This window comes from Achromobacter sp. D10 (assembly GCF_035282245.1).
In the GTDB taxonomy this organism is placed as follows: domain Bacteria; phylum Pseudomonadota; class Gammaproteobacteria; order Burkholderiales; family Burkholderiaceae_B; genus Achromobacter; species Achromobacter insolitus.
This window is the reverse complement of the sequence record NZ_JAYJLE010000002.1, coordinates 37,933-60,512: the sequence shown is the minus strand read 5'-3', so window position 1 is coordinate 60,512 and position 22,580 is coordinate 37,933. Positions and strand designations below refer to the sequence as shown.

At 65.2% G+C, this 22,580-nt stretch carries 20 protein-coding genes and 1 tRNA gene; 10 read left to right on the top strand and 11 right to left on the bottom strand.

Annotated features, from left to right (window positions below):
• Positions 1–337: 337 nt before the first annotated feature.
• Positions 338–2,260 carry an LTA synthase family protein gene (locus VCS63_RS07110; protein ID WP_042796441.1) on the top strand — a complete coding sequence of 641 codons (1,923 nt, stop codon included), beginning with the start codon at positions 338–340 and terminating at the stop codon, positions 2,258–2,260.
• A gap of 18 nt (positions 2,261–2,278) precedes the next feature.
• Here VCS63_RS07110 and VCS63_RS07105 read toward each other — a convergent pair whose 3' ends face one another.
• On the bottom strand, positions 2,279–2,884 hold the full coding sequence (locus VCS63_RS07105) for a DNA-3-methyladenine glycosylase I (RefSeq protein ID WP_308022321.1): 606 nt from the start codon (positions 2,882–2,884) through the stop codon (positions 2,279–2,281).
• 239 nt (positions 2,885–3,123) lie between these two features.
• Here VCS63_RS07105 and VCS63_RS07100 point away from each other — a divergent pair, with 239 nt between their 5' ends.
• Positions 3,124–3,585: a YkgJ family cysteine cluster protein gene (locus VCS63_RS07100; RefSeq protein ID WP_042796439.1), complete on the top strand. Its 462-nt coding sequence runs from the start codon at positions 3,124–3,126 to the stop codon at positions 3,583–3,585.
• Between the two features lie 12 nt (positions 3,586–3,597).
• Here the strand turns inward: VCS63_RS07100 and VCS63_RS07095 are convergent, their stop codons facing one another.
• A complete protein-coding gene (locus VCS63_RS07095; RefSeq protein WP_323879094.1) occupies positions 3,598–4,461 on the bottom strand; it encodes an alpha/beta hydrolase in 864 nt (287 codons plus the stop codon).
• A 184-nt stretch (positions 4,462–4,645) separates the two neighbouring features.
• Positions 4,646–5,428, bottom strand: a complete 783-nt coding sequence (locus tag VCS63_RS07090) for a helix-turn-helix domain-containing protein (protein ID WP_104653998.1) — start codon at positions 5,426–5,428, stop codon at positions 4,646–4,648.
• A 103-nt stretch (positions 5,429–5,531) separates the two neighbouring features.
• Between VCS63_RS07090 and VCS63_RS07085 the strand changes: the two genes are divergently transcribed.
• The 3 genes from VCS63_RS07085 to VCS63_RS07075 all read left to right on the top strand — a co-directional run bounded on the left by VCS63_RS07085 (position 5,532) and on the right by VCS63_RS07075 (position 6,782).
• Entirely contained in the window at positions 5,532–5,972 is a 441-nt protein-coding gene (locus tag VCS63_RS07085; RefSeq protein WP_323879091.1) for a transcriptional repressor, read from the top strand.
• The gene (locus VCS63_RS07080; RefSeq protein ID WP_042796436.1) at positions 5,969–6,388 is read left to right on the top strand and encodes a hypothetical protein; all 420 of its coding nucleotides are present in this window, start codon (positions 5,969–5,971) and stop codon (positions 6,386–6,388) included. The genes VCS63_RS07085 and VCS63_RS07080 overlap by 4 nt, the downstream gene beginning before the upstream one ends.
• A gap of 106 nt (positions 6,389–6,494) precedes the next feature.
• The gene (locus VCS63_RS07075) at positions 6,495–6,782 is read left to right on the top strand and encodes a hypothetical protein (protein ID WP_042796435.1); all 288 of its coding nucleotides are present in this window, start codon (positions 6,495–6,497) and stop codon (positions 6,780–6,782) included.
• A 270-nt stretch (positions 6,783–7,052) separates the two neighbouring features.
• Here the strand turns inward: VCS63_RS07075 and VCS63_RS07070 are convergent.
• From VCS63_RS07070 to mnmD, 6 genes are all read right to left on the bottom strand, one after another.
• A tRNA-Lys gene (locus VCS63_RS07070) sits at positions 7,053–7,128 on the bottom strand.
• 134 nt (positions 7,129–7,262) lie between these two features.
• Positions 7,263–8,060 carry a MetQ/NlpA family ABC transporter substrate-binding protein gene (locus tag VCS63_RS07065; RefSeq protein WP_042796434.1) on the bottom strand — a complete coding sequence of 266 codons (798 nt, stop codon included), beginning with the start codon at positions 8,058–8,060 and terminating at the stop codon, positions 7,263–7,265.
• Positions 8,061–8,115: 55 nt separating this feature from the next.
• Entirely contained in the window at positions 8,116–8,769 is a 654-nt protein-coding gene (locus VCS63_RS07060) for a methionine ABC transporter permease (protein ID WP_042796433.1), read from the bottom strand.
• Complete coding sequence (locus VCS63_RS07055) at positions 8,726–9,814, bottom strand: methionine ABC transporter ATP-binding protein (protein WP_063642279.1); 1,089 nt, start codon at positions 9,812–9,814, stop codon at positions 8,726–8,728. Before VCS63_RS07055 ends, VCS63_RS07060 begins: the two co-directional genes overlap by 44 nt.
• Positions 9,815–10,013: 199 nt before the next feature.
• Complete coding sequence (locus tag VCS63_RS07050; protein ID WP_063642280.1) at positions 10,014–12,239, bottom strand: glycoside hydrolase family 31 protein; 2,226 nt, start codon at positions 12,237–12,239, stop codon at positions 10,014–10,016.
• 272 nt (positions 12,240–12,511) lie between these two features.
• Positions 12,512–14,383 carry a tRNA (5-methylaminomethyl-2-thiouridine)(34)-methyltransferase MnmD gene (gene mnmD, locus VCS63_RS07045; protein ID WP_323879088.1) on the bottom strand — a complete coding sequence of 624 codons (1,872 nt, stop codon included), beginning with the start codon at positions 14,381–14,383 and terminating at the stop codon, positions 12,512–12,514.
• Between the two features lie 142 nt (positions 14,384–14,525).
• Here mnmD and VCS63_RS07040 point away from each other — a divergent pair, with 142 nt between their 5' ends.
• Positions 14,526–15,401 carry an inositol monophosphatase family protein gene (locus VCS63_RS07040; RefSeq protein WP_042797553.1) on the top strand — a complete coding sequence of 292 codons (876 nt, stop codon included), beginning with the start codon at positions 14,526–14,528 and terminating at the stop codon, positions 15,399–15,401.
• A 7-nt stretch (positions 15,402–15,408) separates the two neighbouring features.
• Here VCS63_RS07040 and VCS63_RS07035 read toward each other — a convergent pair whose 3' ends face one another.
• On the bottom strand, positions 15,409–17,109 hold the full coding sequence (locus VCS63_RS07035; RefSeq protein WP_063960633.1) for an AMP-binding protein: 1,701 nt from the start codon (positions 17,107–17,109) through the stop codon (positions 15,409–15,411).
• 75 nt (positions 17,110–17,184) lie between these two features.
• On the opposite strand from VCS63_RS07035, the gene VCS63_RS07030 reads away from it, so the two are divergent.
• Positions 17,185–18,381 carry a M20 aminoacylase family protein gene (locus tag VCS63_RS07030; RefSeq protein WP_063642361.1) on the top strand — a complete coding sequence of 399 codons (1,197 nt, stop codon included), beginning with the start codon at positions 17,185–17,187 and terminating at the stop codon, positions 18,379–18,381.
• Positions 18,382–18,384: 3 nt separating this feature from the next.
• Here the strand turns inward: VCS63_RS07030 and VCS63_RS07025 are convergent, their stop codons facing one another.
• Entirely contained in the window at positions 18,385–19,278 is an 894-nt protein-coding gene (locus tag VCS63_RS07025; protein ID WP_042796429.1) for a LysR family transcriptional regulator, read from the bottom strand.
• A gap of 121 nt (positions 19,279–19,399) precedes the next feature.
• Here VCS63_RS07025 and VCS63_RS07020 point away from each other — a divergent pair, with 121 nt between their 5' ends.
• The 3 genes from VCS63_RS07020 to mgtE all read left to right on the top strand — a co-directional run bounded on the left by VCS63_RS07020 (position 19,400) and on the right by mgtE (position 22,488).
• Positions 19,400–20,488 (top strand): YeiH family protein, encoded by a 1,089-nt coding sequence (locus tag VCS63_RS07020; protein WP_323879083.1) that lies wholly within the window; start codon positions 19,400–19,402, stop codon positions 20,486–20,488.
• Positions 20,489–20,594: 106 nt separating this feature from the next.
• On the top strand, positions 20,595–21,005 hold the full coding sequence (locus VCS63_RS07015; protein WP_042796428.1) for an acyl-CoA thioesterase: 411 nt from the start codon (positions 20,595–20,597) through the stop codon (positions 21,003–21,005).
• A gap of 10 nt (positions 21,006–21,015) precedes the next feature.
• Positions 21,016–22,488, top strand: a complete 1,473-nt coding sequence (gene mgtE / locus VCS63_RS07010) for a magnesium transporter (protein ID WP_054457586.1) — start codon at positions 21,016–21,018, stop codon at positions 22,486–22,488.
• Positions 22,489–22,580 lie beyond the last annotated feature (92 nt).

Below are 22,580 nucleotides of genomic sequence, written 5' to 3'. Positions count from 1 at the left end.
TCCTTGGCATTGCGGCCGGCGTACCGCTGCCGGCTTCCGTTACCTCCAAGGGTATCGCGGCCCGCGGCCCTGGCCGGACTTGCCGGCCCCATAATGTGTGCGGATTTTTCCAGGCTCTGCATCCCTCGCGATGCCGCGCGGCACGTGTCGCCCGGGGATTGCGCAGCATGGCGCGTGCCCGGCCCCGCAGCGGCCGGTTACAAAGCGAAATGGGTGCAGGCCGCGAAATGGGGCCCGAACGCCGACGCACAACGAATTTTTGGCGCCGGCGCAGCTCAAATGCCTGAACGACAATAACCGGCCCCGGGGCCGGAAAGCAGAACAACCTGGAGGCCCGATGCGGCATTCGACCTTGATTTTCGTGGTGGCGGCATTTGCGCTGCTGACGCTCAGCCGCCTGGCGCTGGCCGCCTGGCAGTCCAAGCGTGTGCGCGATGCCGGGGGGCTGGTCCCCCTGCTGCTCGGCGGGCTGCGCATTGATGCGCACCAGATCGCCGTGCTGGCCGCATTGCCGGCCGTGCTGTCACCCTTGTTCGGCCACATTCCGCTGGCGGCCACGCTTGCCGGGTACTGGTATCTGGTCGCGTTCGTTCTGCTGGCATTCCTGGAAGTAGCCACGCCGCCCTTCATCCTGGAATACGACTCCCGCCCCAACCGACTGTTCGTCGAATACCTGAAGCATCCCCGCGAAGTCTCCGGCATGCTCTGGCGCGGCTACAAGGGCGCGCTGGTGGGAGGCCTGGCCGTCGTGGCGCTCATTGCCTGGGGTGCCTACGGCCTGTTCGGCCACACCCAGCCCGATGCACAGCTGAGCTGGTGGCAGATGCCGCTGGCCAGCCTGGCGATCCTCGCCATCGTCATCCTGGCCATCCGCGGCACGCTGGGCCATCGTCCGATCAACCCGTCCTCGGTCGCGTACAGCTCGGACGGCATGCTCAACACACTGGCGCTGAATTCGCTCTACAACGTCTTCTATGCCGTCTACAGCATGAAGAACGAGAAGTCCGCCTCTGCCGTCTATGGCGGCATGGACGACGACAAGATGCATGGGCTGGTACTGGCGCAGGCCGGCCTGCCCAACCCGCCCTCCAACCCCGACTATCCAAGCCTGCACCGCCAGTTGGCCACCCGCAAGACTGCGCGGCCCCTCAACCTGGTGATCATCCTGGAAGAGAGCCTGGGCGCGCAATATTGCGCCGGCCTGGGCGGCGCGGACCTCACGCCGGAACTGGATGCCCTGGCGCGCGAGGCCTGGACCTTCACCCGCGCCTACGCCACCGGCACCCGCTCGGTGCGCGGACTGGAAGCGGTGGTCACCGGCTTTCTGCCCACTCCCGCCCAGGCGGTGCTGAAGCTGCCGCGCTCGCAGCGCGGTTTCTTCTCGCTGGCCGACCTGCTGGGCCGCCACGGATACCACTCACGCTTCATCTACGGCGGTGAGTCGCACTTCGACAATATGAAGGGCTTCTTCCTGGGCAACGGTTTCAAGCAGATCGTGGACCGCGCCGACTTCGTCGACCCGGCCTTCGTCGGCACCTGGGGCGCTTCGGACGAAGACATGTTCAACCAGTTGGACCGGCTGCTGCGCGAAGACGGCGACCAGCCCACCTTCACGCTGGCCTTCAGCGTATCCAATCACTCGCCCTGGGAGTACCCGGCGGGCCGCATCCAGACCGACGGCAACCCCGCCACCGTGGAGAACACCGTGCGCTATGCCGACTGGGCGCTGGGCCGGTTCTTCGAACGTGCCAAGGCCTCGCCGTACTGGGAAAACACCGTATTCCTGGTGGCGGCGGACCATGATTCGCGCGTCTTCGGCGCCAGCCTGGTGCCGGTGCGCCACTTCCATATTCCGGCCGTGATCCTGGGTGCTGGCATCGAGCCGCGGCGCGACGACCGCCTGATCAGCCAGATCGATCTGGCCCCGACCCTGCTGTCGCTGATCGGCGTGGACACCGAACATCCCATGATCGGCCATGACCTCACCCGCAGCACGCCGGGCCGGGCGATCATGCAATACGACAGCACCTATGGCTATCTGAAGGAAGACTCGCTGCTGGTGATGGCGCCCAACAAGACGCCGCTGCAATACCGCTATACGGCGCCCGAGGAATACACGCCCGCGCCGCTGGATCCGGACCTGGCCGCCGAAGCGCTGGCGCATGCGCTATGGCCCAGCTGGGCCTATCGCGAAGGCCGGTACAGCCTGCCGGGCCAGACGCCCGAATCCACCAGCACAGGCGAGCGGCCCACCGCCTGAAGCCCGGGCCGGCGGCCGCTACGCCGGCCGCTTGAACGCCTTGCGGGCCTTTTCGCTGGCAGCGTGGCAGTGGCAGTCGGGGCTGTGATCGTTCACCATGCCCACCGACTGCATGAAAGCGTAGACGGTGGTCGGCCCGACGAACTTCCAACCCAGTTTCTTCAATGCCTTGGAAAGGGCTTCGGATTGCGCCGAGGTGGACGCGCCGCGCGTCGATGGCGCGCCGTCTGGGGCCTCGAAACGCCACAGATAGGCGCCCAGCGAACCTTCGCGCTCGATCATTTCGAGCGCGCGGGCCGCATTGTTGATCACGGCCTCGATCTTGCCGCGATGGCGCACGATGCCCGCATCCGCCAGCAGCCGCTGCACGTCTTTTTCCCCGAAGCGCGCCACCTTGGCTGGCTCGAAATTGGCAAAGCCGCGGCGAAACGCATCCCGTTTGGTCAAAATGGTGCGCCAGCTCAACCCCGACTGGAATCCCTCAAGGCACAGTTGCTCGAACAGCGCGCGGTCATCGCCTTCCGGGTAGCCCCACTCGGTGTCGTGGTAGGCCATGTATTCGGCGGACGCGTCCACCCAGCCGCAGCGGACCAGGCCGTCGGAAGATTCGGAATTGGCGTTCAAGGCAGGCTCCTGGCGACATTCGGGCTACCGATGCTACCGCAGCAACGTCCCCGATAAAAGACGGTAGCCGGACAAAAAAATCATGGCGGCCGCGGATCATATCCAGCTAATATTTGCAGCCCTGATCCCGCGCCGGCCGTGTCCGCGCGCGTCCCGGCGCTGTACGGGGGGCCTGCGTGGACGCGGCCCGTTTTGCGAGTTTGCCGGGCCTTGGACAGGTTTCCAGCCTTTCGCGCTCCATGACCCTGTTAGAGTCTTCTCTCGTCTCATTCGTCTCGCCCGCCGTCCTGGCAGGAGACGACCCGGCCGCCAACCCCTGTCTGGACTGCGGCGCATGCTGCGCGCATTTCAGGGTGTCGTTCTATTGCGGAGAGTTGGCCGGCGAAAACGGCGGCCACGTGCCCGTCGAACTGGTCACACAACTTAGTCCGCTGCGCGCCTGCATGAAAGGCACGGAAAAAGGCGGCGGCCGCTGCATTTCGCTACGAGGCGAGCTCGGCCAGCCAGGCATCCATTGCGCCATCTACGAAAACCGTCCCACGCCCTGCAGGGAATTCGATATCTGGATGCCGGACGGCTCGCCCAATCCCGATTGCCAGCGTTTGCGCGTGTCGCTGGGCCTGGCCCCGGTCCCGCCCCGGCCGGACGCCGAGAACGATCCGCAAGGCCCCTTGCATCCCAACCAACCCGCCGCGGCCTGAAGCGCGAGGATTTCAGCCCGCGCAGGAATGGCCGGCGTGCGCCAGCATTGCGGGTGCGGAACGGGCATCAGCGGCGGGCGCCTGCACGCGTTTGCGCACCCGCACGATATCTGGATCCTTGCCCAGAAAACCCAGGACGTTGCGCATGACGCGCTCGCGCTCCTGATCCACGCAGATCATGTGATAGCTGTCCTGCAGCATCACCAGCGTCGCGTGGGGAATGCGCTGCTCCAGATAGCGGGCCGAACGCGGGCTGGTCAGCTCGTCTTCTTCCGCGTGCATGATCAGGGTAGGACAACGCATCCGCTCCAGCCCCCGCCGGACCATGCCGCGCAACCGATCGACCTGGCGCACGCAGGCCAACGGCACCCACTGGTAGTGGAATCCGTCGCCGCGGGCAAAGCCCGCCTTGATGAACGCGCGAACCAGTTCGCTCTTCACGCCATAAGGATCTTCCTCGCGCACGCGAATATGCCGCCGCACGCCAGGCAGGCGATAAGCTAGATAGCGCACGACCCGGTACCAGGGCATGCTCCAGCCATCCAGGAATACCGGCGCGGCCAGCGACACCAAGGCGCCGCGCGTATGCGATTCACGCTTGCAGACCTCGACCGCCAGCAAGGCGCCCAGACACATGCCTATAACGTGCAACACGTCATACTGCGCGCATAGTTCGCGATAGCGTTGCGTCACCACCGCCATCCAGTCCTCGACCCGCACGTCCAGCAGGTCTTCCGGACAACCGGCATGGCCGGGCAAGGTCACGCCGTGGGGTTCGACCCCGGCGCGCGCCAGCACCTTGTGCAAGGCGCCCATGTCGAATTCGGTGCCGCCCAAGCCGTGGATGAGCAGCGCGCCCACACGTTGCTGGCTCACGGCGCGCTCCTGGCCGGCGCCAACGCCAGATAAAACTGATCATTCATGAAACACCCCTGAAGCATGGCGGGCAGGACGAAATAGCCTGTCCGACCCTGGCGTCATACTAGGCAGGGGGTGCCTTGGAAGATCGGCAAAACTGTCGGAGAACCGTGAAAATCCGTAAAGCCCGGCAGGGGCCGCGCTACTCGCGTTCCGCCAGATAACGGGTGGGCGTCACGCCGAACGCGGCGCGGAAGCTGCCGATGAAGGCGCTGGTGCTCTCATAGCCGACCGACAGGCCGGCCTCCGTGACCGAGCCGCCGCGGCACAGGAGTTCCAGCGCGCGCAGCAAGCGAGCCTGCTGGCGCCACTGTCCCAGCGTGACGCCGGTTTCCTGGCGGAAACGGCGCATCAGCGTGCGGGAAGACATATTCAGGCGCTGTGCCCATTCATCGATTCCGGCGGTGTCCTCGGGCCGATCCAGCAGCGTATTGGCCAGATCCTGCAGGCGCGGATCGGCGGGCATGGGCAACAGGACGGGTTCGTGCTCGCGCTGCTTGAGCTCTTCCAGCAGCACGTCGAACAGTTGCTCCTGGTAGGCAGGAGACAAAACCGTGTTCGGTTGGACCGAGGTAAAGCGGTCCATCAGGGCCTCGATCAACCGGGATGCCGGCCAGGACCGGCAACGGTCCGGCAGGCGGGCGCAGGCATCGCGTCGCACATACAGGAACGAGCCGCGTGCCTCGCCGAACCAGCGGGCGCCGTGCTGCACCCCCGGTGGAATCCAGCCCAGGCTGCCAGGCATCACCGTCCACACCTGCACGCCCGCCTGCACCACCACCAGGCCCTCGTGCACCAGCACCAGCATGCCCTCGTCATGGACATGAGAGGGCACGGCAATGCCTTTGGATTCACGCCGCCCCCGGACGCTGAACGGCGTCAGCAATACGTCTGGCAGGGGGGGCGCAACGGCCACGTGGAGCATGGTTGGCAGGTTTGAGCTACAGGTTGACGGTTTCCGGCGAGCGGATCCAGTTGGAAATGTACATCATTCTCACCTGGATATCAGCCCCAAAAGGAGAACCCCAATGGACCACTCAAGGCTGCGCCATGCGGGCATCAAGGCCACCTTCCCACGCATGAAGATCCTGGATCTTTTCTATCAGCGCGCGGGCCTGCACATGAGCCCGGCCGATGTGTACCGCAACCTGCTTTCGGACAGCAGCAATATCGGCCTGGCCACGGTTTACCGCGTCATCACGCAACTTGAAGGCGCCGGTTTGCTCAAACGTACTCAGCTCGACACCCACACCACGGTGTACGAGCTCAATGACAAAGGACACCACGACCACCTGGTCTGCACCGATTGCGGACGGATCCTGGAGTCCAGCGATCCCGCCGTGGGTCAACTGGTCAGGAAGATCGCCAAGCGCAGCGGCTTCCTGCTGGACTCCTACACCCTGGTGCTTTACGGCCACTGCGGCTGCGGCAAAACCGCAGCAGCCCTTCCTCACGGAGAATTCGAATGAACCCCGAAAAATTTTTCTTCCACGACCTTTCCCAGTTTCCCATCGTCACCTCCAAGCATGGCGGCGCGCCCGACGGCTATTCGGCCAGTTGGATACGCGAAATGGAGATGCTGGTGGACAACCCCCAGAGCTTCGTCATGGTGGTGCCCGACATGCGGCAGGAAGCTGGCCAGGCCGACCGCAAGGCAATGATCGAATGGCAGACCGCCAACATGCCGCGCCTGAAAGCGCGCTGCCGCGCGTTCATCGCCGTGGAGGGCAACGCCGATGCGCTGGACAAGATCCGCAAGCGCGGCGAAAAGATGACCCGGGCTTTCGGCGTGCCATTCCTGGCCGTGGCCACTGTCGGCCAGGCCGCGCAATGCGCCCGAGAACTGTTGGGCCAGTCCGGCCCTGGCGGCTTCGTCGTGGACTAAGGCCCGTGACTTAAGAGTTGGCCTCCCGCGCCGTTGTCTATGGTGTCATCGCGCGGATACCTGCTGGGTCCGCGCTCTCGCCCACACCAGGACCGGCCGCCTCAGCATGAACCGCGCACTTGCCTGCATCTTTTGCCAATCGACGCTTGCGCAAGGCGCCCCGCTGCTCGAAAAGAACGGATCGGCCATCTGCAAGACTTGCGCCGACAACTTCTCGGCCTTGTTCGCCGAGCGCGCCTGGCTCATGGCGGCCACCCTGCAAGAGCAGCTGGACGTGCTGCTGGAAGAAAGCAGGCGCGCGCTGGCACACAGCGAATCGCTGTCCGAGCGCGCCCGCAGCTGCGGCCTGAGCCTGCACGATCTCTCGGCCATGCCGGCCCGCACCCTGTCCTGACGTTCACCACATCGCTCGCCATTGATCTCGATGCGCAGGACCGGCCGGCAAGATGACAGGCTCCGGCCGCGTTGTTCGTAGCCCCGTTGTCCCGTTGTCCCGCTGTCCCGTTTTTCCGTTTTCCCATTTCCCCGTCCCCCGTCCCCGTGCTGCCTCGGTGAATGCAGGAAACACAGCCAACGGGCAGCAACAAAACGCAGACGAAAAAAAAGCACCGCGATCACTCGCAGGTGCTTGATTCTCTTACCGCCTTCGCAAAAAGGCGGGGGGTGGTGGGCTGAGCGAGACTCGAACTCGCGACCAACGGATTAAAAGTCCGCTGCTCTACCGACTGAGCTATCAGCCCGACCGAAGCCAGAAATTATGGCCGATTTGGCGCCGTTTGTCAAAATTAGATGCTAACAGCCCCATGCAACGGCGCTTGGCTGCAACAAAAACGGCCGCTTGTAGCGGCCGTTTTCCGGGCTGACGGTCCTGGACTTACCAGGCGGCCACCACGGCGCCCTTGTACTTCGTCTCGATGAACTGCTTCACAGCCGGGCTGTGATAGATGCTGATCAGCTTGGCGAACTCGGGCCGATCCTTGTCCTTTTCACGCACGACCAGCACGTTGGCGTACGGCGAATCGGGCGATTCCTTGGCGATGGCATCCGTGGCCGGGTTCAGGCCCGCTTCCAGCGCAAAGTTGGTGTTCACGGCCGATGCATCGGTGTCATCCAGCGAGCGTGGCAGTTGGGCGGCGTCCAGCTCGATGAAGCGCAGCTTCTTGGGGTTCTCGACCACGTCGATCGGGGTCGCCTTCAAGCCGACGTCGGGACGCAGCTTGATCAGGCCATTGGCTTGCAGCAAAAGCAAGGCGCGACCGCCGTTGGTCGGATCATTGGGCAGCGCAATGCGAGCGCCTTCCTTCAGCTCCGACAGCGACTTGATCTTCTTGCTGTAGATGCCGATGGGGAAGATCACCGTCTTGGCGATGCTGACCAGCTTGTAGCCGCGGTCCGCATTGGCGTTATCCAGGTAGGGCTGGTGCTGGTAGCTGTTGGCGTCCAGGTCGCCCGAGGACAGCGCCACGTTGGGCTGGACGTAATCGGTGAACTCGATGACCTGGATGTTCAGGCCCTGCTTGGCCGCTTCCTGCTTCACCACATCAAAGATCTGGGCGTGCGGGCCGGCGGTCACGCCGATCTTCAGCGGCTTGTCCTGGGCCAGCGCCGGTTGGGCGAATACGGCGGCGCCGAGTGCGAACGCGGCCAGCGACTTCAAAACCTTGATGCTCATGTTGCGATATCCCGAATGTCGGAAGTGAGGAGAAAATGTAGCGGCGCCGGCAGGATCAACGATGCGAGATGCGGCGCACGTAGCGGTCGCCCAGGCTCTGTATGACCTGAACCAGGACGATCAGCACGATGACCACGGCGGCCATCACGTCGGATTGGAAACGCTGATAGCCGTAACGGATGGCCAGGTCGCCCAGGCCGCCTCCACCGATGGCGCCCGCCATGGCCGAATAGCCGATCAGGCTGACGACGGTGACGACGGTGGCGGCGATGAGGCCGGGCAACGATTCAGGCAGCAGGACCTTCATGATGATCTGCATCGGCGACGCGCCCATGGCCCGCGCGGCGGTAATCAGCCCCGGATCCACCTCGCGCATGGCGTTCTCTGCAATACGCGCCATGAAGGGAATCGCAGCGACCGACAAGGGCACGATGGCGGCCGTGGTTCCAATGGAGGTCTGGGCCACCAGGCGCGTGAAGGGGATGATCGCCACCATCAGAATGACGAACGGCACCGAGCGCGTGGCGTTGATGACCGCCCCCAGCACGTGGTTGACGGACTGGTTCTCGAGCATGTTGCCGCGCGCCGTCACCGTCAGGATCACGCCCAGCGGAATGCCGATCACCACCGCGATGGCGCTGGCCACGCCCACCATCAGCAGGGTGTCAAGCAGCGACGTAATAAGCAGGTCGATCAGTTGCGGACTCATGAGCTATTTCTTCAACGGTAATGTCACGGGCGGCCAACGCGGCAATCGCGTCCTTGACCGCGGCGGGCGCGCCTTGCGCCAGCACGAACATCGTGCCGACGGCCACGCCCTGGATGTCTTCCACGCGCGCCTGGATCAGGCCCACATCCAGGGAATACTGCTTATACAGGTCGGACAGGAACGAGCCCGACGCGTCGGTGCCGGTCAGCGACAGGCGCAGCAGGCGCACCGCCTGGCCCGGCTGAGCCGCTGCCAGCGCCTGGATGCGTTCCTTGACCGCGGCCAGCGTGGCGTCGGTGAGGTCGGACGCGGTGGCGGCCGACACCATGGCGCGGGTCACTTCGTGGCGAGGCTGCGCGAAGACTTCGCGCGTACTGCCCATTTCGACCACCTCGCCCTGCGACAGCACGGCAACACGGTCGCAGACTTCGCGCACGACTTCCATCTGGTGCGTGATCATGACGACGGTCACGCCGGTCTTGCGGTTGATGTCTCGCAGCAAGGCCAGGATGTTGTGGGTGGTTTCAGGATCCAGCGCGGACGTGGCTTCGTCGCTGAGCAGCACGTCCGGGTTGTTGGCCAGGGCGCGCGCAATGCCGACGCGCTGCTTCTGGCCGCCACTGATCTGGCTGGGATATCTGTCTCGCAGATGCTCCAGGCCCACCAGCGCCAGCAAGCGCTCCACGCGGGCCGGGATCTCGGCCTTGGCGACGCCGGCGATTTCCAGCGGCAGCGCGACGTTGCCGTAAACGGTCCGGCGCGACAGCAGGTTGAAGCCCTGGAACACCATGCCGATGCGGCGGCGTTGTTCCCGCAGCTGCGCTTCGTTCAGGCCGGTCAGCGACTGGCCGCCGATGGAGATCGAGCCTTCGTTGGGCCGTTCCAGCAGGTTGATGCACTGGACCAGCGTGCTTTTACCGGCCCCGCTGGGGCCAATGATGCCGAAGACCTCGCCCTGCTGGATGTGCAGGTTGATGCCCCGCAGCGCCTGGAATTGTCCATGCGGCGTGGCGTAGGTCTTGGATAGGTTCTCGATCTGAATCATGGCAAGCGATTTTGTATCTTTTCTCTTCTACAGAGAACGACTGTTTCTTTCATTTTTTATAACTACAAGTAATATAAAACCCCGAACCCGTGCATGGCCGCCCTCTATCGGGAGATACGTCATAACGCGGAAAGGGCAGTCAGGAAGGAAAGCCTTCCTGACTGCCCATTTTTTTTGCCGACCGGCCGCAGCCGGTTCGTCAGCGTGCGCGCGAGATGCGGACTTCCGCGCCGCGGCGCTTGACTTCCAGGCCCTCGGACGGAGAAATGCGCAAGCCTTCCAGCCCCTTGATGTAGCTGGAACCCTGCATCTGCATGACGCGGATCTTGTTGCGCATGACGACCGGATTATGCACAGGCATGCCAAACATCCAGACCTCGTCCAGGATGCGGGCCGAGTTGAATTCGCCCGTATGCTGCGCCGCCGGTCCGAGACAGAGCATGTGCCCTTCGCGGCCAAACACCGGGAACTGGCCCAGTTCGCAGTCGATGGTCCAGGTGGTGCCGCCCTCGTAGCGGTGCCCCGTGTTCAGGTCCCACCAGGCTTCGCCCTTGGGCAGGTACACGCGCACCTGCTTGCCGGGTTCAGTGATGGGGGCCACCAGCAAGGCCGGCCCCAGCAGGTACTGCAGGTCCCAGTCGTGCGCATGGGGATCGTTCGGGAACGACATGGCCATGGAACGCTGCACTGGCAGGCCGGTGCGCGCCGAATCCTCGATGGCGCCCAGCACGTAGGGCACCAGGCGGTAGCGCCACTGCATCCAGGTCTTGGCGTGCGCAAGGGTTTCTTCACCGAAGTCCCAGGGCATCAGGCCGTCCACACCCTGGAAGGCAAAGTTCGACGAGAACACGCCGGCGGTCAGCCAGCGCAGGTAAAGCTCGGGCGTCATGCCAGCCCGATCGCGCGTGGCTGAGCCTATGCCATGCACTTGGACGGGCAAACCGCTGGCGCCGATCGACAAGGCGGTGCGCAGTGTGTGGCGCAGACCTTCCCAGGTGTTCTCGGCCTGCGGGCCCACCTGCCACGGCAAGCGCTGGGCGGCGGGGAACAGGTCGGAACTCGGCACCACGCCTTCCGGCGGGACCTTCAGGCCCGCGACCGCGTCGAACAGCGCGCGGCGCACCAGCAGCGGATACATGCTGCGCAGCGCAGGGCCGGTTTCGCCGTTGCGGGCGGTGACGCCGTCGGGAATGGCGATCTGGGCGTCGCATGCGGGCGCATCCAGGCCGTCTTCCACCAGTTGGCGATGACGCTCCACCCACAGGTTGTAGATGTCGCGGTAGGTCAGATCCAGCAGGCCGTAGGGCTGGCCCGAGGTGGCGGCATTGCCGTCGAACACCTGTGCCGAGCCGTCGTCCTTGGCCAGCAGCCAGCCACGATCTTCGAGCTCTTCGAACAGCGGGCTGGTCTTCAGCACGCCCGGGAAGCCCGAGGCGGCGACGTGCACATGGTGCTTATGGAACAGCGCCAGCATCTGCTTGGCGTCCGGGTAGCGTTGGGCATCCCATTCGAAAACCGTCTTGTCCGACTGAAAGCCCCAGGCCGCCGGCTGCGCCAGCGTCACGGCATCCACCGGAATCTGGTTTTCACGCATGCGCGCCACCAGGGCCACGGTCTGCGTGGGCATTTCGCCCGGGGCCTGCTGCAGCCATGCGCCCATCGCCCAAAGCGACGGCTGGCCGGCGCGGCCCGTTAGAGCGGTGTACTGATTGAGGATTTCACCCGGTTCGCCAGCGAACAGGAAGATATCCAGCACGGCGTCGTCCACGGTCAGCACGTAGGCGGAATCCGCGGGGGCCACACCCACCGAATGCTCCACACGCCGCATCGTGTTGACATAGACGCCCCAGCCACGCGGGCTCCATGCCAATGGCAGGGCGCGGTGCTCGGGATCGTCGGAAACCACGGATTCTTCGCGGCGGTTCAGGTCGCCCGGAGTCTCGCCCAGGCCGTAGACGCGCTCGTCGGGCTGTAGCGTGAATCCTGCCGTCCAGACGGCGTCGTCGGCCTGGCCCAGCGCGTTATGCCCGAATGCGGGCGTATGCGCGGAGACCTCGGACTCGAACACCCGCTCGTCGTTGCGATGGATCGCAATACGCACGGGGTTGGACTGGACTTCCAGCACGACGTCGCCCTGAGCGATCCGCCAGCCGTCCCCGCCTTCCACGGGAGCGATGGTGGCCTCGCCCACGGCCTCTTGGCGCGCGAGCAGCATCTCCGCCACGGCGCGAGCACGCGCGCCGGGCTTGTCATCGTTAAGGTGATTAGCCTCGCCGCAGCGCAGGCGAAAGACGCCCGGCGCATGCGCCTCGACTACCAGGTGCAACCCATCGCCCGCGTCGAAATCGATGCGACTGGGGCGGGACGTCAGCAGCTCGATGTTTTCGAGCTGGGTAGTATGGGCAAAGTCGAACTTGGGCGGCACAGAGCATCCCCCGGCTTAAGCCAAAAACCATCAAAAGACGCTATTTTGACGGATTTGGGCTTTGAAATAAACTCGGTCCCTCTTTTGGACTGCGATCTCATCCATAAAAGGGGTCTAAAGCCTTCGGCCAACGCCCTCGGGGCATGAAGGCCTTCTAACCGCCAAAAAGCCAGGTTCGCGGCCAACTCGGCCCGATTTGGCGCCAAATCCTGGCAATTCCTGCCATTCTACGCCACCCGCGACCAGTCTCCGGCCCCCGTTCCCTGCTTTTTTCATCGTGGTGCAATAAGTTGCGCCAAGTCCGTTTCCAGGGGTTGAGGTTCGCCGTTCAGGCGCGCTGCGATCAGGTCACCCATGAGCGCGGACCACGACAGGCCCCGCGATGCATAACCCACGGCCAGCCACAGGCCCGGCGCCTGCGGCACTTCGCCCACCGCCGGCAAGCGCCCCGGCAACACGGCCCGCCAGCCAGCCCAACCCGGCAAACTGCCGGGCTCCAGCGAATCGAAGTCCGGAAAGCTGCCGCCCAGCAGGCCTGCCGCCTTGTCCAGGGTGACACGCTGGCCTTCGGCGCCTATCCGCGCCTGTTCCGCGCCGTGCACATAGGTGCTGCCCACCACGCATGCCGCGGCGACTTCGGGCAGCAGGTAGCCCTCGCCGCCGACAATGCAGCGAGGGCCGCCGCCCAGCGCCTGCGCCGGCACCAGCGTCACCTCTCCCGCGAGCGCATGCATCTGTGCCACGCGCGGCAAAAGATCCAGCAGGCCGCTTTCGGCCAGCACGGCGCGGGCGCCGAACGCATTGGCCAGGATGACGGTATCGGCACGCGCCAGCTCGGCGCCGGCCTGGTCGCAAACGCGCCAGCCCGGACCGGCCCGATCGACCTTCGCCACCTTGCCAGGCAGAATCGTCACGCCATCCGCCGCCAGCAAGGTTTCTATCAGCAGGTTCGGCCGCAGCAACATGCCCTGCCCGAAATACACGCCGCCCCGCGCCAGCGGCAAACCCGCCAAGGCGCTGGCTTCATCACGGTCGACCTGGCGCACCCAGTGTTCGGGAAAGGCCAGGGTCTCCAGGGTGCCCGCCAACGCGGTGGCCCGCCCCTCGTCCCGCTCCAGCTGAACAGTGCCGCAAACGCGAGGGGCCGCGCCCGCGGGCAGGCCTTGCCAACGCGCCAGCGCGCGCTGGCTGCCGGCTCGCGACAAGCGCGCCCGCGCGTTGTCATCGCGCGCCACGACGGGCGTCAACGCCGCCGCGGCATGTCCTGCGTGCGCCGGCGCGTCCTGCGCCCGGCCTGCATCGATCACCGTCACGCGCCAGCCGCGCGCGACCAGCGCCTGGGCAATGCCCGCGCCGGCCAGCCCCGCCCCCACCACGACCGCGTGGCGAACATCCCCGCCGGGAATGCCCGGGGCCGCGCGGCCCGGCGCGGTGGCAGCCCCCACCGTCATATGCCATTTGCCCCCGTAGCCCGGCGCGCGCCGGGCATCAAAACCCGCCGCCCGCAAGGTCTGGCGCAGTTCGCCCGTGCAGGCCCAGGTGGCCAGCGTGGCGCCTGGCGCCGCCAGCTTCGCCAGGTTGCGCATCAGCGGCAAAGCCCACATCTCGGGATTGCGTTCGGGCGCGAAGCCGTCCAGGAAGAACGCGTCGACCGCGACGCTCAGGCGGGACGCCAGGACCTGCGCGTCGCCGAAACCCAGGGTCAAGGTCACGGCGCCGCCCTCGAACTCCAGACGATGCAGGCCAGGTAACAAAACCGGCCATTGGGCCGCTAACTGCCGCCCCAGTTCAGCCAGGGGCTCGGGCGCGTAACGCGCCAGCAACCCCGCCAGGTCTTCTCGTTCGAAGGGGTGCCCTTCCAGGGATACCACATGCAGCGCGCCGCTACGCTGGGGATCGTCCCGCCAGGCTTTCCAGAGCGCCAGGAAGTTCAATCCCAGGCCAAACCCCGTCTCGCAAACCGTAAAGGCCCCACGTCCGCGCCAGCGCTCGGGCAGGCCGTTACCGCGCAGGAACACGTGTTCCGCCTGTCCCAGCGCGCCGGACGGCGAGTGGTAGACATCGCCATAGACGGGACTGTAGAGCCGGCCGTCGGCGTCGAATTCCGTCGTGGCGGGGATCAGGGGAGCATAAGTGAAGGACATGGGGACGGCGGCAACAGGCAGGACGGAGAATAGGAATCAGCGTGGATAGTCGGACGTGGCCGCGTTGGATGGACGCCACGCGGCGGGGCGGTTTCCGGGTTCCGCCACGGATTTGACGCATACATGGGCTTACACTGGTTTCATGGATACTTACGATAAGTCCCGTTCGCAGACCTCGCCCATCGACCTGTGCGCCGCCATCGACGCGGCAGTCACGGCAGCCCATGCCGGCGCAGCCATACTGCAATCCTACGCGCATCACCGCGCGGATCTCGTGATCGACCGCAAGGCGCGCAATGATCTCGTATCCCAGGCCGATCGCGAAGCGGAGGCTGCCATTATCCAGGAGCTGCAGGCGCGCACGCCCAAGTTCGGCATCGTCGCCGAAGAGACCGGCGGCAAGCCCCAGGGCCACGCCACCTGGTACATCGACCCGCTGGACGGCACTACCAATTTCCTGCACGACATCCCGCATTACGCGGTGTCGATCGCGCTGATCGCACACGCGGGTACTCCCCTGTCGGCCACCGAAACGCTGGCCGAGGACACGCCCGTGGTGGGCGTCGTCTATGACCCCAGCCGCGAAGAACTCTTTACCGCGGTCCATGGCCTGGGCGCGTGGCTCAATGGCCGCCGCATCACGTGCTCGCGCACGCAAACCATCGAAGACGCAGTCCTGGCCACGGGCTTTCCGTTCCGCGACTTTTCATTCGCCGCGCAATACATGCCCATGCTGCACGACGCGATCAACCGGGCCCGCGGCGTGCGCCGCATGGGCGCGGCCGCGCTGGACCTGGCATGGACGGCTTGCGGCCGCTATGACGGCTATTGGGAAATGGGCCTCGCGCCGTGGGACGTGGCCGCTGGCACGCTGATCCTGCGCGAAGCGGGCGGCGCATGTTCGGACATGCACCAGCAGGACCCCTGGCCCATCGGCGGGCGCGTCGTGGCGGGCAACAAGCTCATCGAACGCGCCTTGCACGAGATGATCGCCCCGCACCTCGACAAAAAGGACTGACGCCCTCCTACGCCGCCTTGCTTCCGGGCGTGCCCGCGACGGCATCCGGACGCAGTTCCCGGCGCAAGATCTTGCCTACATTGCTCTTGGGGAGTTCGTCGCGGAACTCCACGTAACGCGGCCGTTTGTAGCCGGTGAGCTTTTCCCGGCACCAGTCCTGGATCTGCGCCTCGGTCAGCGTCGGATCCCGCCTCACCACGAACACCTTGACCGCCTCGCCCGAATGCTCGTCCGGCACGCCGATGGCCGCGCATTCCAGCACGCCGGGGTGCTGCGCCACGGCGGCCTCGACTTCGTTGGGGTAGACCTTGAACCCCGACACCGCGATCATGTCCTTCTTGCGGTCGACGATGCGCGTATAGCCCTGCTCGTCCATGATGCCGATGTCGCCCGTGCGGAAATATCCATCGGCGGTCATGGAATGCCGGGTTTCCTCGGGCTTCTGCCAATAGCCCAGCATGACCTGCGGCCCGCGGATGGCGACCTCGCCTCGCTCGCCCAGTGGCACTTCACGGCCTTCGTCATCGAGGATGGCCACGTCGGTGGAAGGCAAGGGCAGCCCGATGGATCCGGAATACGCGGTCGCATTGGTGGGATTTACGGTGGCCACCGGCGAGGTTTCCGACAGGCCATAGCCTTCGATCAGCGGCCTGCCAGTAATCTTGAGCCAGCGTTCGGCGACCTGCTGCTGGACCGCCATGCCGCCGCCCAACGTCAGCCGAAGGCCGGAAAAATCCAGGCGCGCAAAGTCCTCGTTGTGCGCCAAGGCGTTAAACAGCGTATTGACGCCGGGGAACACATTGATGGGCACCTTGCGCCACGCATTGATGAGCGAGGGTTGGTCGCGCGGGTTGATGATGAGCACGTTGCGCATGCCGGCATGCAGGCCATACAACCCGCATACGGTCATGGCAAACACGTGGTAGAGCGGCAGCGCGCTGATGATGGTGAGCTGCTGGTCAGCAAGGTCGTGCACGACGGGCTGCGCCACCGCTTCCGTCTGCAGCACGTTGGCCACGAGATTGCGATGGGACAGCATCGCGCCCTTGGGCACGCCGGTCGTGCCGCCCGTGTACTGCAGCACGGCCACATCATCCATCGACAGCGCAGGCGGCGTGAAGCGCTGGCGCGCGCCGTCGCTCAGCACGTCCGGCAGCATGCGGGCACCATCAATCCGCCACGCGGGAACGATCTTCTTGACATAGCGGGCGGCCAGGTTGACCAGCGGCGCCTTCAGGCCGCCGAGCAGATCGCCCGGCCCCGTGACGACGATGTGCTTGAGCTGTCCGCGGTCGGTGACGCGCTGCAGGGTGTGAGCGAAATTCTCCAGGATGACGATGGCCGACGCGCCGCTGTCCAGCAATTGCCGCTGCAGTTCTTCGGCGGTGTAGAGGGGATTGACGTTCACCACGACCAGGCCCGCGCGCAGCGTGCCCAGCATGCTGACCAGATAGGCTGGCACGTTCGGCATCATCAAGGCTACGCGTTCGCCTTTGGCGAGGCCCACGCTTTGCAGCCAATTGGCGAAAGCCTGCGCATGAGCGTCGAGTTGCGCGTAGGTGATGTCGCTGCCCATGGCGGTGCATGCGATGCGTGATGCGTACTGCTTGCAGGCCCGGTCCAGCAAGTCAGTCAGGGAGGCATAACCCTCTGTGGATATTTCCGCCGGAACCCCCTGCGGATAATGGGCAAGCCACGGACGCGTCATGGTATTTGTCTCCATTAAATTGGTTTTTGATTGATGATACCCTTGTTGCGTTCCCTTTTTTCGCCCGAGAGCTCCATGAAACTGCTCGAACCCATCGTCGCGTGGCATCACGACATTTCCAAGATCCGACGCGACATTCACGCGCATCCCGAACTGGCTTTCGAAGAATTCCGCACCGCTGATGTCGTGGCGGCAAAGCTCGAAGAATGGGGCATAGAAATCGACCGCGGCCTGGGCGGCACGGGCGTGGTCGGCATCATCCGCGGCAACCAGCCGGGCAATCGCGCGGTGGGCCTGCGCGCCGACATGGACGCCCTGCCCATGCAAGAGGCCAACACCTTCGAACACGCCAGCACCCATGCCGGCAAGATGCACGCCTGCGGCCATGACGGCCATACGGCCATGCTACTGGCCGCGGCGCAATACCTGTCGCAGCACCGTGATTTCGCCGGCACGGTCTACGTGATTTTCCAGCCTGCGGAAGAAGGCGGCGGCGGCGCCAAGCGCATGATCGACGATGGCTTGTTCACGCGCTTCCCCATGGAAGCCGTATTCGGCATGCACAACTGGCCCGGCATGAAAGCCGGCCAGTTCGGCCTGACCGCCGGCCCCATCATGGCCTCCAGCAACGAGTTCTCCATCGTCGTGAAGGGCAAGGGCACGCACGCCGGCATGCCCAACCTGGGCATCGACCCCGTCATGGCAGCGGTGCAACTGGCGCAATCCCTGCAGACCATCATTACCCGCAACCGCAACCCGCTGGACGCGGCGGTGCTCAGCATCACGCAGATCCACGCTGGCAGCGCCGACAACGTCGTGCCCAACCATGCTGAACTGCGCGGCACCGTGCGCACCTTCACGCTGGAAGTGCTGGACCTGATCGAACGCCGTATGGAAGAAATCGCGCGCCACACCTGCGCCGCGATGGACTGCGAAGTGCAGTTCACGTTCCAGCGCAACTATCCGCCCACCATCAATCACGCCGAGGAAGCTGCGTTCTGCGCCGACGTGCTGCGCGACATCGTCGGCGAAGCCAACGTCAACGATCACGTGCAGCCCACCATGGGCGCGGAAGATTTCGCCTTCATGCTGCAGGAACTGCCAGGCTGTTATGTCTGGATCGGCAACGGCACCGGCGAGCACCGCGACAGCGGTCACGGCCTGGGTCCCTGCATGCTGCATAACGGCAGCTACGACTTCAATGACGAACTGCTGCCGCTGGGCGGCACCTACTGGGTACAACTGGCGCTCAAGCGCCTGGCCAAGGCCTGAGCTTCACACGCCTTCCGCCGCCCCGACCGCCAGGCACATTGCCAGAAAGCGTTCGGCGGCGCGGGCGGCGGCGTCCGCATGCGGCACCAGAATGCTCAAGGTCCGCGTCAGCGGCTTGGGCAACAGGCGCAAAGCCGCCAGCGCGCCATCCTCGTGCCGCATCGACATAACCGACACGAAACCCACGCCCAGGCCGGCCCGCACCGCCTGCTTAACCCCTTCCACGCCGGCCAGTTCCAGACCCACCGACGGTGCCAGGCCCGCATCCGCAAAAGCCCGCTCCACTAACCGGCGCACACCCGAACCAGGCTCGCGCATGATCAGTGGCGAGGTGGCCAGGTCGCGGAGCGTTACCGCCCCCTTCCCTGCCAGCGCGTGGTCCGCGCGCACCACCGCCACGACCTCGTCCTGGCGCCAGGCGTGCACCGCCGTGTCCGCGGGCAGGCCAGCCGGCACATCGCCTTCGATGAACGCCAGATCCAGAGCCGGCAGGCGTTCGACGATCTCACGCGTGTTGCCGTCGGACAGATGCAGGCTGACCGACGGAAACGCATGTCGGAAATCCGCCACCAGGCTGGGCAGCAGATAGCTGGCAGGCGTGGTGCTGGCGCCCAGGCGCAGATCGCCGGTTTCCAGTCCGCGCCAGGATTCACGCACCGCCTGCGCCTGTCGATAGACCTGGCGCAACTGCCGGGCCTGCTCGGCCAAGCGCTCGCCGGCCTCGGTCAGTGCGATGCCATGTCCGCTGCGGCGATACAGAGGCTCGCCGAACCATTCCTGCAACATCCGCAGTTGGCCCGAAACGGCCGGCTGGGACAGATTCAGCAGTTGCGCAGCGCGGCTGATGTTGCCAGCGTCGGCCACACTGGCGAAGGTAAGCAGTTGGTCAGGGGTCATGAGGGCATAAATATCAGAATTTTGGATATTACATATCCGAAATAAAGATTTTTCAAATAGTAGGGGAGAAATTAATATTTCGTGAAGTTATTTAGATATGCCTCCCCCAAAAGGCCAGCCCATGAGTACCTCGTCCAGCACCGCCGTCCCCCTGCCCGCCGCCCCGGCCTCGCCGGCCTCCGCTCCCGCCCCCACGCCCTGGCGCGACAAGCTCAATGGCGTGCTGTTCGTCGGCCTGATGGCGGGCGCGGTGATGCAGTTGGCGGATCTGCCCGCCATCCGCCAGCTGGGCTTCTCGCCGCTGGTCGTGGGCATCGTCTGTGGCATGCTCTACGGCAACTTCCTGCGCGGCACGATGCCTGCAGATTGGGGGGTAGGCGTGAACTTCACGGCGCGGCGCCTGCTGCGCATCGCCGTCGCCTTCTACGGCCTGAACATCAGCATCCAGCAGATCGCGGCGGTGGGCCTGCCCGGCCTCGCGGTCTCGGTCGCGGTGGTGGTGGGTACCCTGCTGATCGGTACGGTAGTGGGCCAACGGCTGCTGGGCCTGGATCGCGACACCGCCATGCTGACCGCCGCGGGCAGCGCCATCTGCGGCGCCGCAGCCGTGCTGGCCTTCGAACCCACGCTGCGGGCCGCGCCCCACAAGAGCGCGGTGGCCGTGGCCACCGTGGTGCTGTTTGGTACCTTGTCGATGTTCCTCTACCCCGTGTTCTACCACGCAGGCTGGCTGAACTTCGACACGCAGGCGCTGGGCATCTACATCGGCGGCACCATCCATGAAGTGGCCCAGGTGGTCGGCGCGGCCAGCAACATCGACCCAGCCACCACCGAAGTCGCCACCATCGTGAAAATGACCCGCGTGGCCCTGCTGGTGCCGGTCCTGCTGATCCTGGGCATGTACCTGCGCAGCGCAGCCTCGCATGCCGCCGGCGGCCAGTCCAAGGGCGCAAAGCTCCCCATTCCCTGGTTTGCGGTGGGCTTCCTGGTGCTGGCCATCATCAATTCGCTGAATATCATCCCCGCGGACTTGGTGGCTGCCATCCGCCGCCTGGACGTTTTTGCCCTGACCATGGCCATGACCGCCCTCGGCATCGAAACGCGCTTCGCCCAGATTCGCAAGGCCGGTCCGCGCGTGATGGCGCTGGGCCTGATCCTGTACCTCTGGCTGCTGGTTGGCGGCTACGGCATCGTCAAGCTGGCCTCCTGATCCCGGCCCGCCGCGGCCCGGCGGCCGCGGCGGGCCTTGCACATGCACGCCGCTGTCTCGTTTTTCCTGCATAATCGGCTGGTTCCCTAGCAGTGGAGTCGGCCGCATGACCTCCAGCACCAAAACCCCGTTTACGACTTTGCCCGCCGATCGCGACGCGGTATTGCGCGTCATGCCGATGCCGGCGGACGCAAATATCCACGGGGACGTCTTCGGCGGCTGGATCATGTCCCAAGTCGACATCGCTGGCTCGATCCCCGCCGCGCGCCGCGCCGCCGGACGCGTGGCCACCGTGGCGGTCAATGCCTTCCAGTTCAAAGAGCCGGTCTTCGTGGGCGACCTGCTCAGTTTCTATGCTTCCATCATCAAGACAGGCACGACGTCGGTCACGGTGTCCGTCGAGGTCTACGCGGAGCGCCAGCGGCTGGACGCCGAGATCGTCAAGGTCACCGAGGCCACGCTGACCTACGTCGCTACCGACGAAGCCCGCCGCCGCCGCCCCCTTCCCACCCTTTGAGCCGTAACGCATGACGCAGTCCGCCGCCGCGCAGAAACCGCCCGCGACGCCCCGCCGCCTCGACCCGGAAGACGCCCAACACGCCCTGGCGGAAGTGCAGGAACGCCTGCGCCGCCAGCAACTGGTTGCCGACCTGGTGCATCGCCAGGAAGAAGGCGATTCCAAGGCCTCGCTGGTCGAGGACCTGGTGCATCGCCAGCACGAAGCCGAACTCAAGACATTGCTGGATGGCCTACATCCGGCCGACATCGCCTTCATCCTGGAGTCGCTGCCCAAGGACGAACGGCAGGCCATCTGGAAGCTGGTCAGCCCCGAGCACGACGCGGACGTGCTCCTGGAAGTCGAAGACTGGGTACGGGAATCGCTGATCGAAGCGATGGACCGCCAGGACCTGGTTGCCGCCACCGGCAACATGGATGCCGACGAGCTGGCCGACCTGGCGCCCGACCTGCCGCCCGACGTGGTGGCCGAGGTCCAGAAAGGCCTGACCGAAGAAGAACGCGCGCAATTGCTGGAAGCCATGGGCTATCCGGAAGACAGCGTGGGCGCGATCATGGACTTCGAGATGGTGCGGGTGCGCGAGGACGTGACGCTGGAGGTGGTGCTGCGCTATCTGCGCCGCCTGCACGAACTGCCCGACCACACCGACCAGATCTTCGTGGTGGACCGCCAGGACAAGCTGCAGGGCATCCTCCCCCTATCGAAGCTGCTGGTCAGCGAGCCTGAAACCGAAGTGCGCGCCGTCATGAATTCCGATTTCCTGACGCTCAACCCGCTGGACTCCGACGCGGACGCCGCCGGCGCCTTCGAACGCTACGACCTGGTCTCGGCGCCGGTCATGGACGACCAGGGCCGCCTGATCGGCCGCGTGACCATCGCCGACGTCGTGGACGTGATGCGCGAAGACTCCCAGGAACAGGCCCTGTCGCGCGCCGGTCTGCAGGAAGAGGACATCTTCGCCCCGGTTTCCACGGCCTTGCGCAACCGCGCCCCCTGGCTGCTGTTCAACCTCTGTACCGCCGCCACGGCGTCTTTCGTGGCCTCCCAGTTCGAAGGCACGGTGAGCCAGATCGTGATCCTGGCCTTCCTGATGTCCATTGTGGCCGGCATCGGCGGCAACTCGGGCAACCAGACCATGACCCTGATCATCCGGGCCCTGGCCATGGGCCGGATCACCGGCCGCAACCTCTGGCAACTGGTCAAGCGCGAGCTTTTCGTCACCCTGATGGTGGGGCTGTGCGGCAGCCTGGTGGCCGCCCTGTTCGCCTGGGTCATTTCGCACTCCGTATCCATCGCGCTGGTGATGATGGCGGCCATGGTCTGCAATATGCTGGTCGGCGCATCCGTGGGGGTGCTGGTACCAATGGTCCGTGCCCGGTTTGGCAAGGATCCCGCGATGGGCTCGTCGGTGCTTTTGACCTTTGCCACCGATTCGCTCGGCTTCTTCATCTTTCTGGGGCTGGCGACAATTTTCCTGCTGTAGCCCGGATACAACAGCAAAATACGCCCGCTTCCCTCTAGCGGCGCAAGCTTGACAGCTAGCTGACAGGGTGGATGACGACTGTTCCATTACAG

Coding starts and splice junctions, on each gene's coding strand:
- VCS63_RS07110 (WP_042796441.1), top strand. CDS start 338: ATGCGGCATTCGACCTTGATTTTCGTGGTGGCGGCATTTGCGCTGCTG.
- VCS63_RS07100 (WP_042796439.1), top strand. CDS start 3,124: ATGACCCTGTTAGAGTCTTCTCTCGTCTCATTCGTCTCGCCCGCCGTC.
- VCS63_RS07090 (WP_104653998.1), bottom strand. CDS start 5,428: ATGCTCCACGTGGCCGTTGCGCCCCCCCTGCCAGACGTATTGCTGACG.
- VCS63_RS07085 (WP_323879091.1), top strand. CDS start 5,532: ATGGACCACTCAAGGCTGCGCCATGCGGGCATCAAGGCCACCTTCCCA.
- VCS63_RS07080 (WP_042796436.1), top strand. CDS start 5,969: ATGAACCCCGAAAAATTTTTCTTCCACGACCTTTCCCAGTTTCCCATC.
- VCS63_RS07075 (WP_042796435.1), top strand. CDS start 6,495: ATGAACCGCGCACTTGCCTGCATCTTTTGCCAATCGACGCTTGCGCAA.
- VCS63_RS07065 (WP_042796434.1), bottom strand. CDS start 8,060: ATGAGCATCAAGGTTTTGAAGTCGCTGGCCGCGTTCGCACTCGGCGCC.
- VCS63_RS07060 (WP_042796433.1), bottom strand. CDS start 8,769: ATGAGTCCGCAACTGATCGACCTGCTTATTACGTCGCTGCTTGACACC.
- VCS63_RS07055 (WP_063642279.1), bottom strand. CDS start 9,814: ATGATTCAGATCGAGAACCTATCCAAGACCTACGCCACGCCGCATGGA.
- mnmD (WP_323879088.1), bottom strand. CDS start 14,383: ATGTCCTTCACTTATGCTCCCCTGATCCCCGCCACGACGGAATTCGAC.
- VCS63_RS07040 (WP_042797553.1), top strand. CDS start 14,526: ATGGATACTTACGATAAGTCCCGTTCGCAGACCTCGCCCATCGACCTG.
- VCS63_RS07035 (WP_063960633.1), bottom strand. CDS start 17,109: ATGACGCGTCCGTGGCTTGCCCATTATCCGCAGGGGGTTCCGGCGGAA.
- VCS63_RS07030 (WP_063642361.1), top strand. CDS start 17,185: ATGAAACTGCTCGAACCCATCGTCGCGTGGCATCACGACATTTCCAAG.
- VCS63_RS07025 (WP_042796429.1), bottom strand. CDS start 19,278: ATGACCCCTGACCAACTGCTTACCTTCGCCAGTGTGGCCGACGCTGGC.
- VCS63_RS07020 (WP_323879083.1), top strand. CDS start 19,400: ATGAGTACCTCGTCCAGCACCGCCGTCCCCCTGCCCGCCGCCCCGGCC.
- VCS63_RS07015 (WP_042796428.1), top strand. CDS start 20,595: ATGACCTCCAGCACCAAAACCCCGTTTACGACTTTGCCCGCCGATCGC.
- mgtE (WP_054457586.1), top strand. CDS start 21,016: ATGACGCAGTCCGCCGCCGCGCAGAAACCGCCCGCGACGCCCCGCCGC.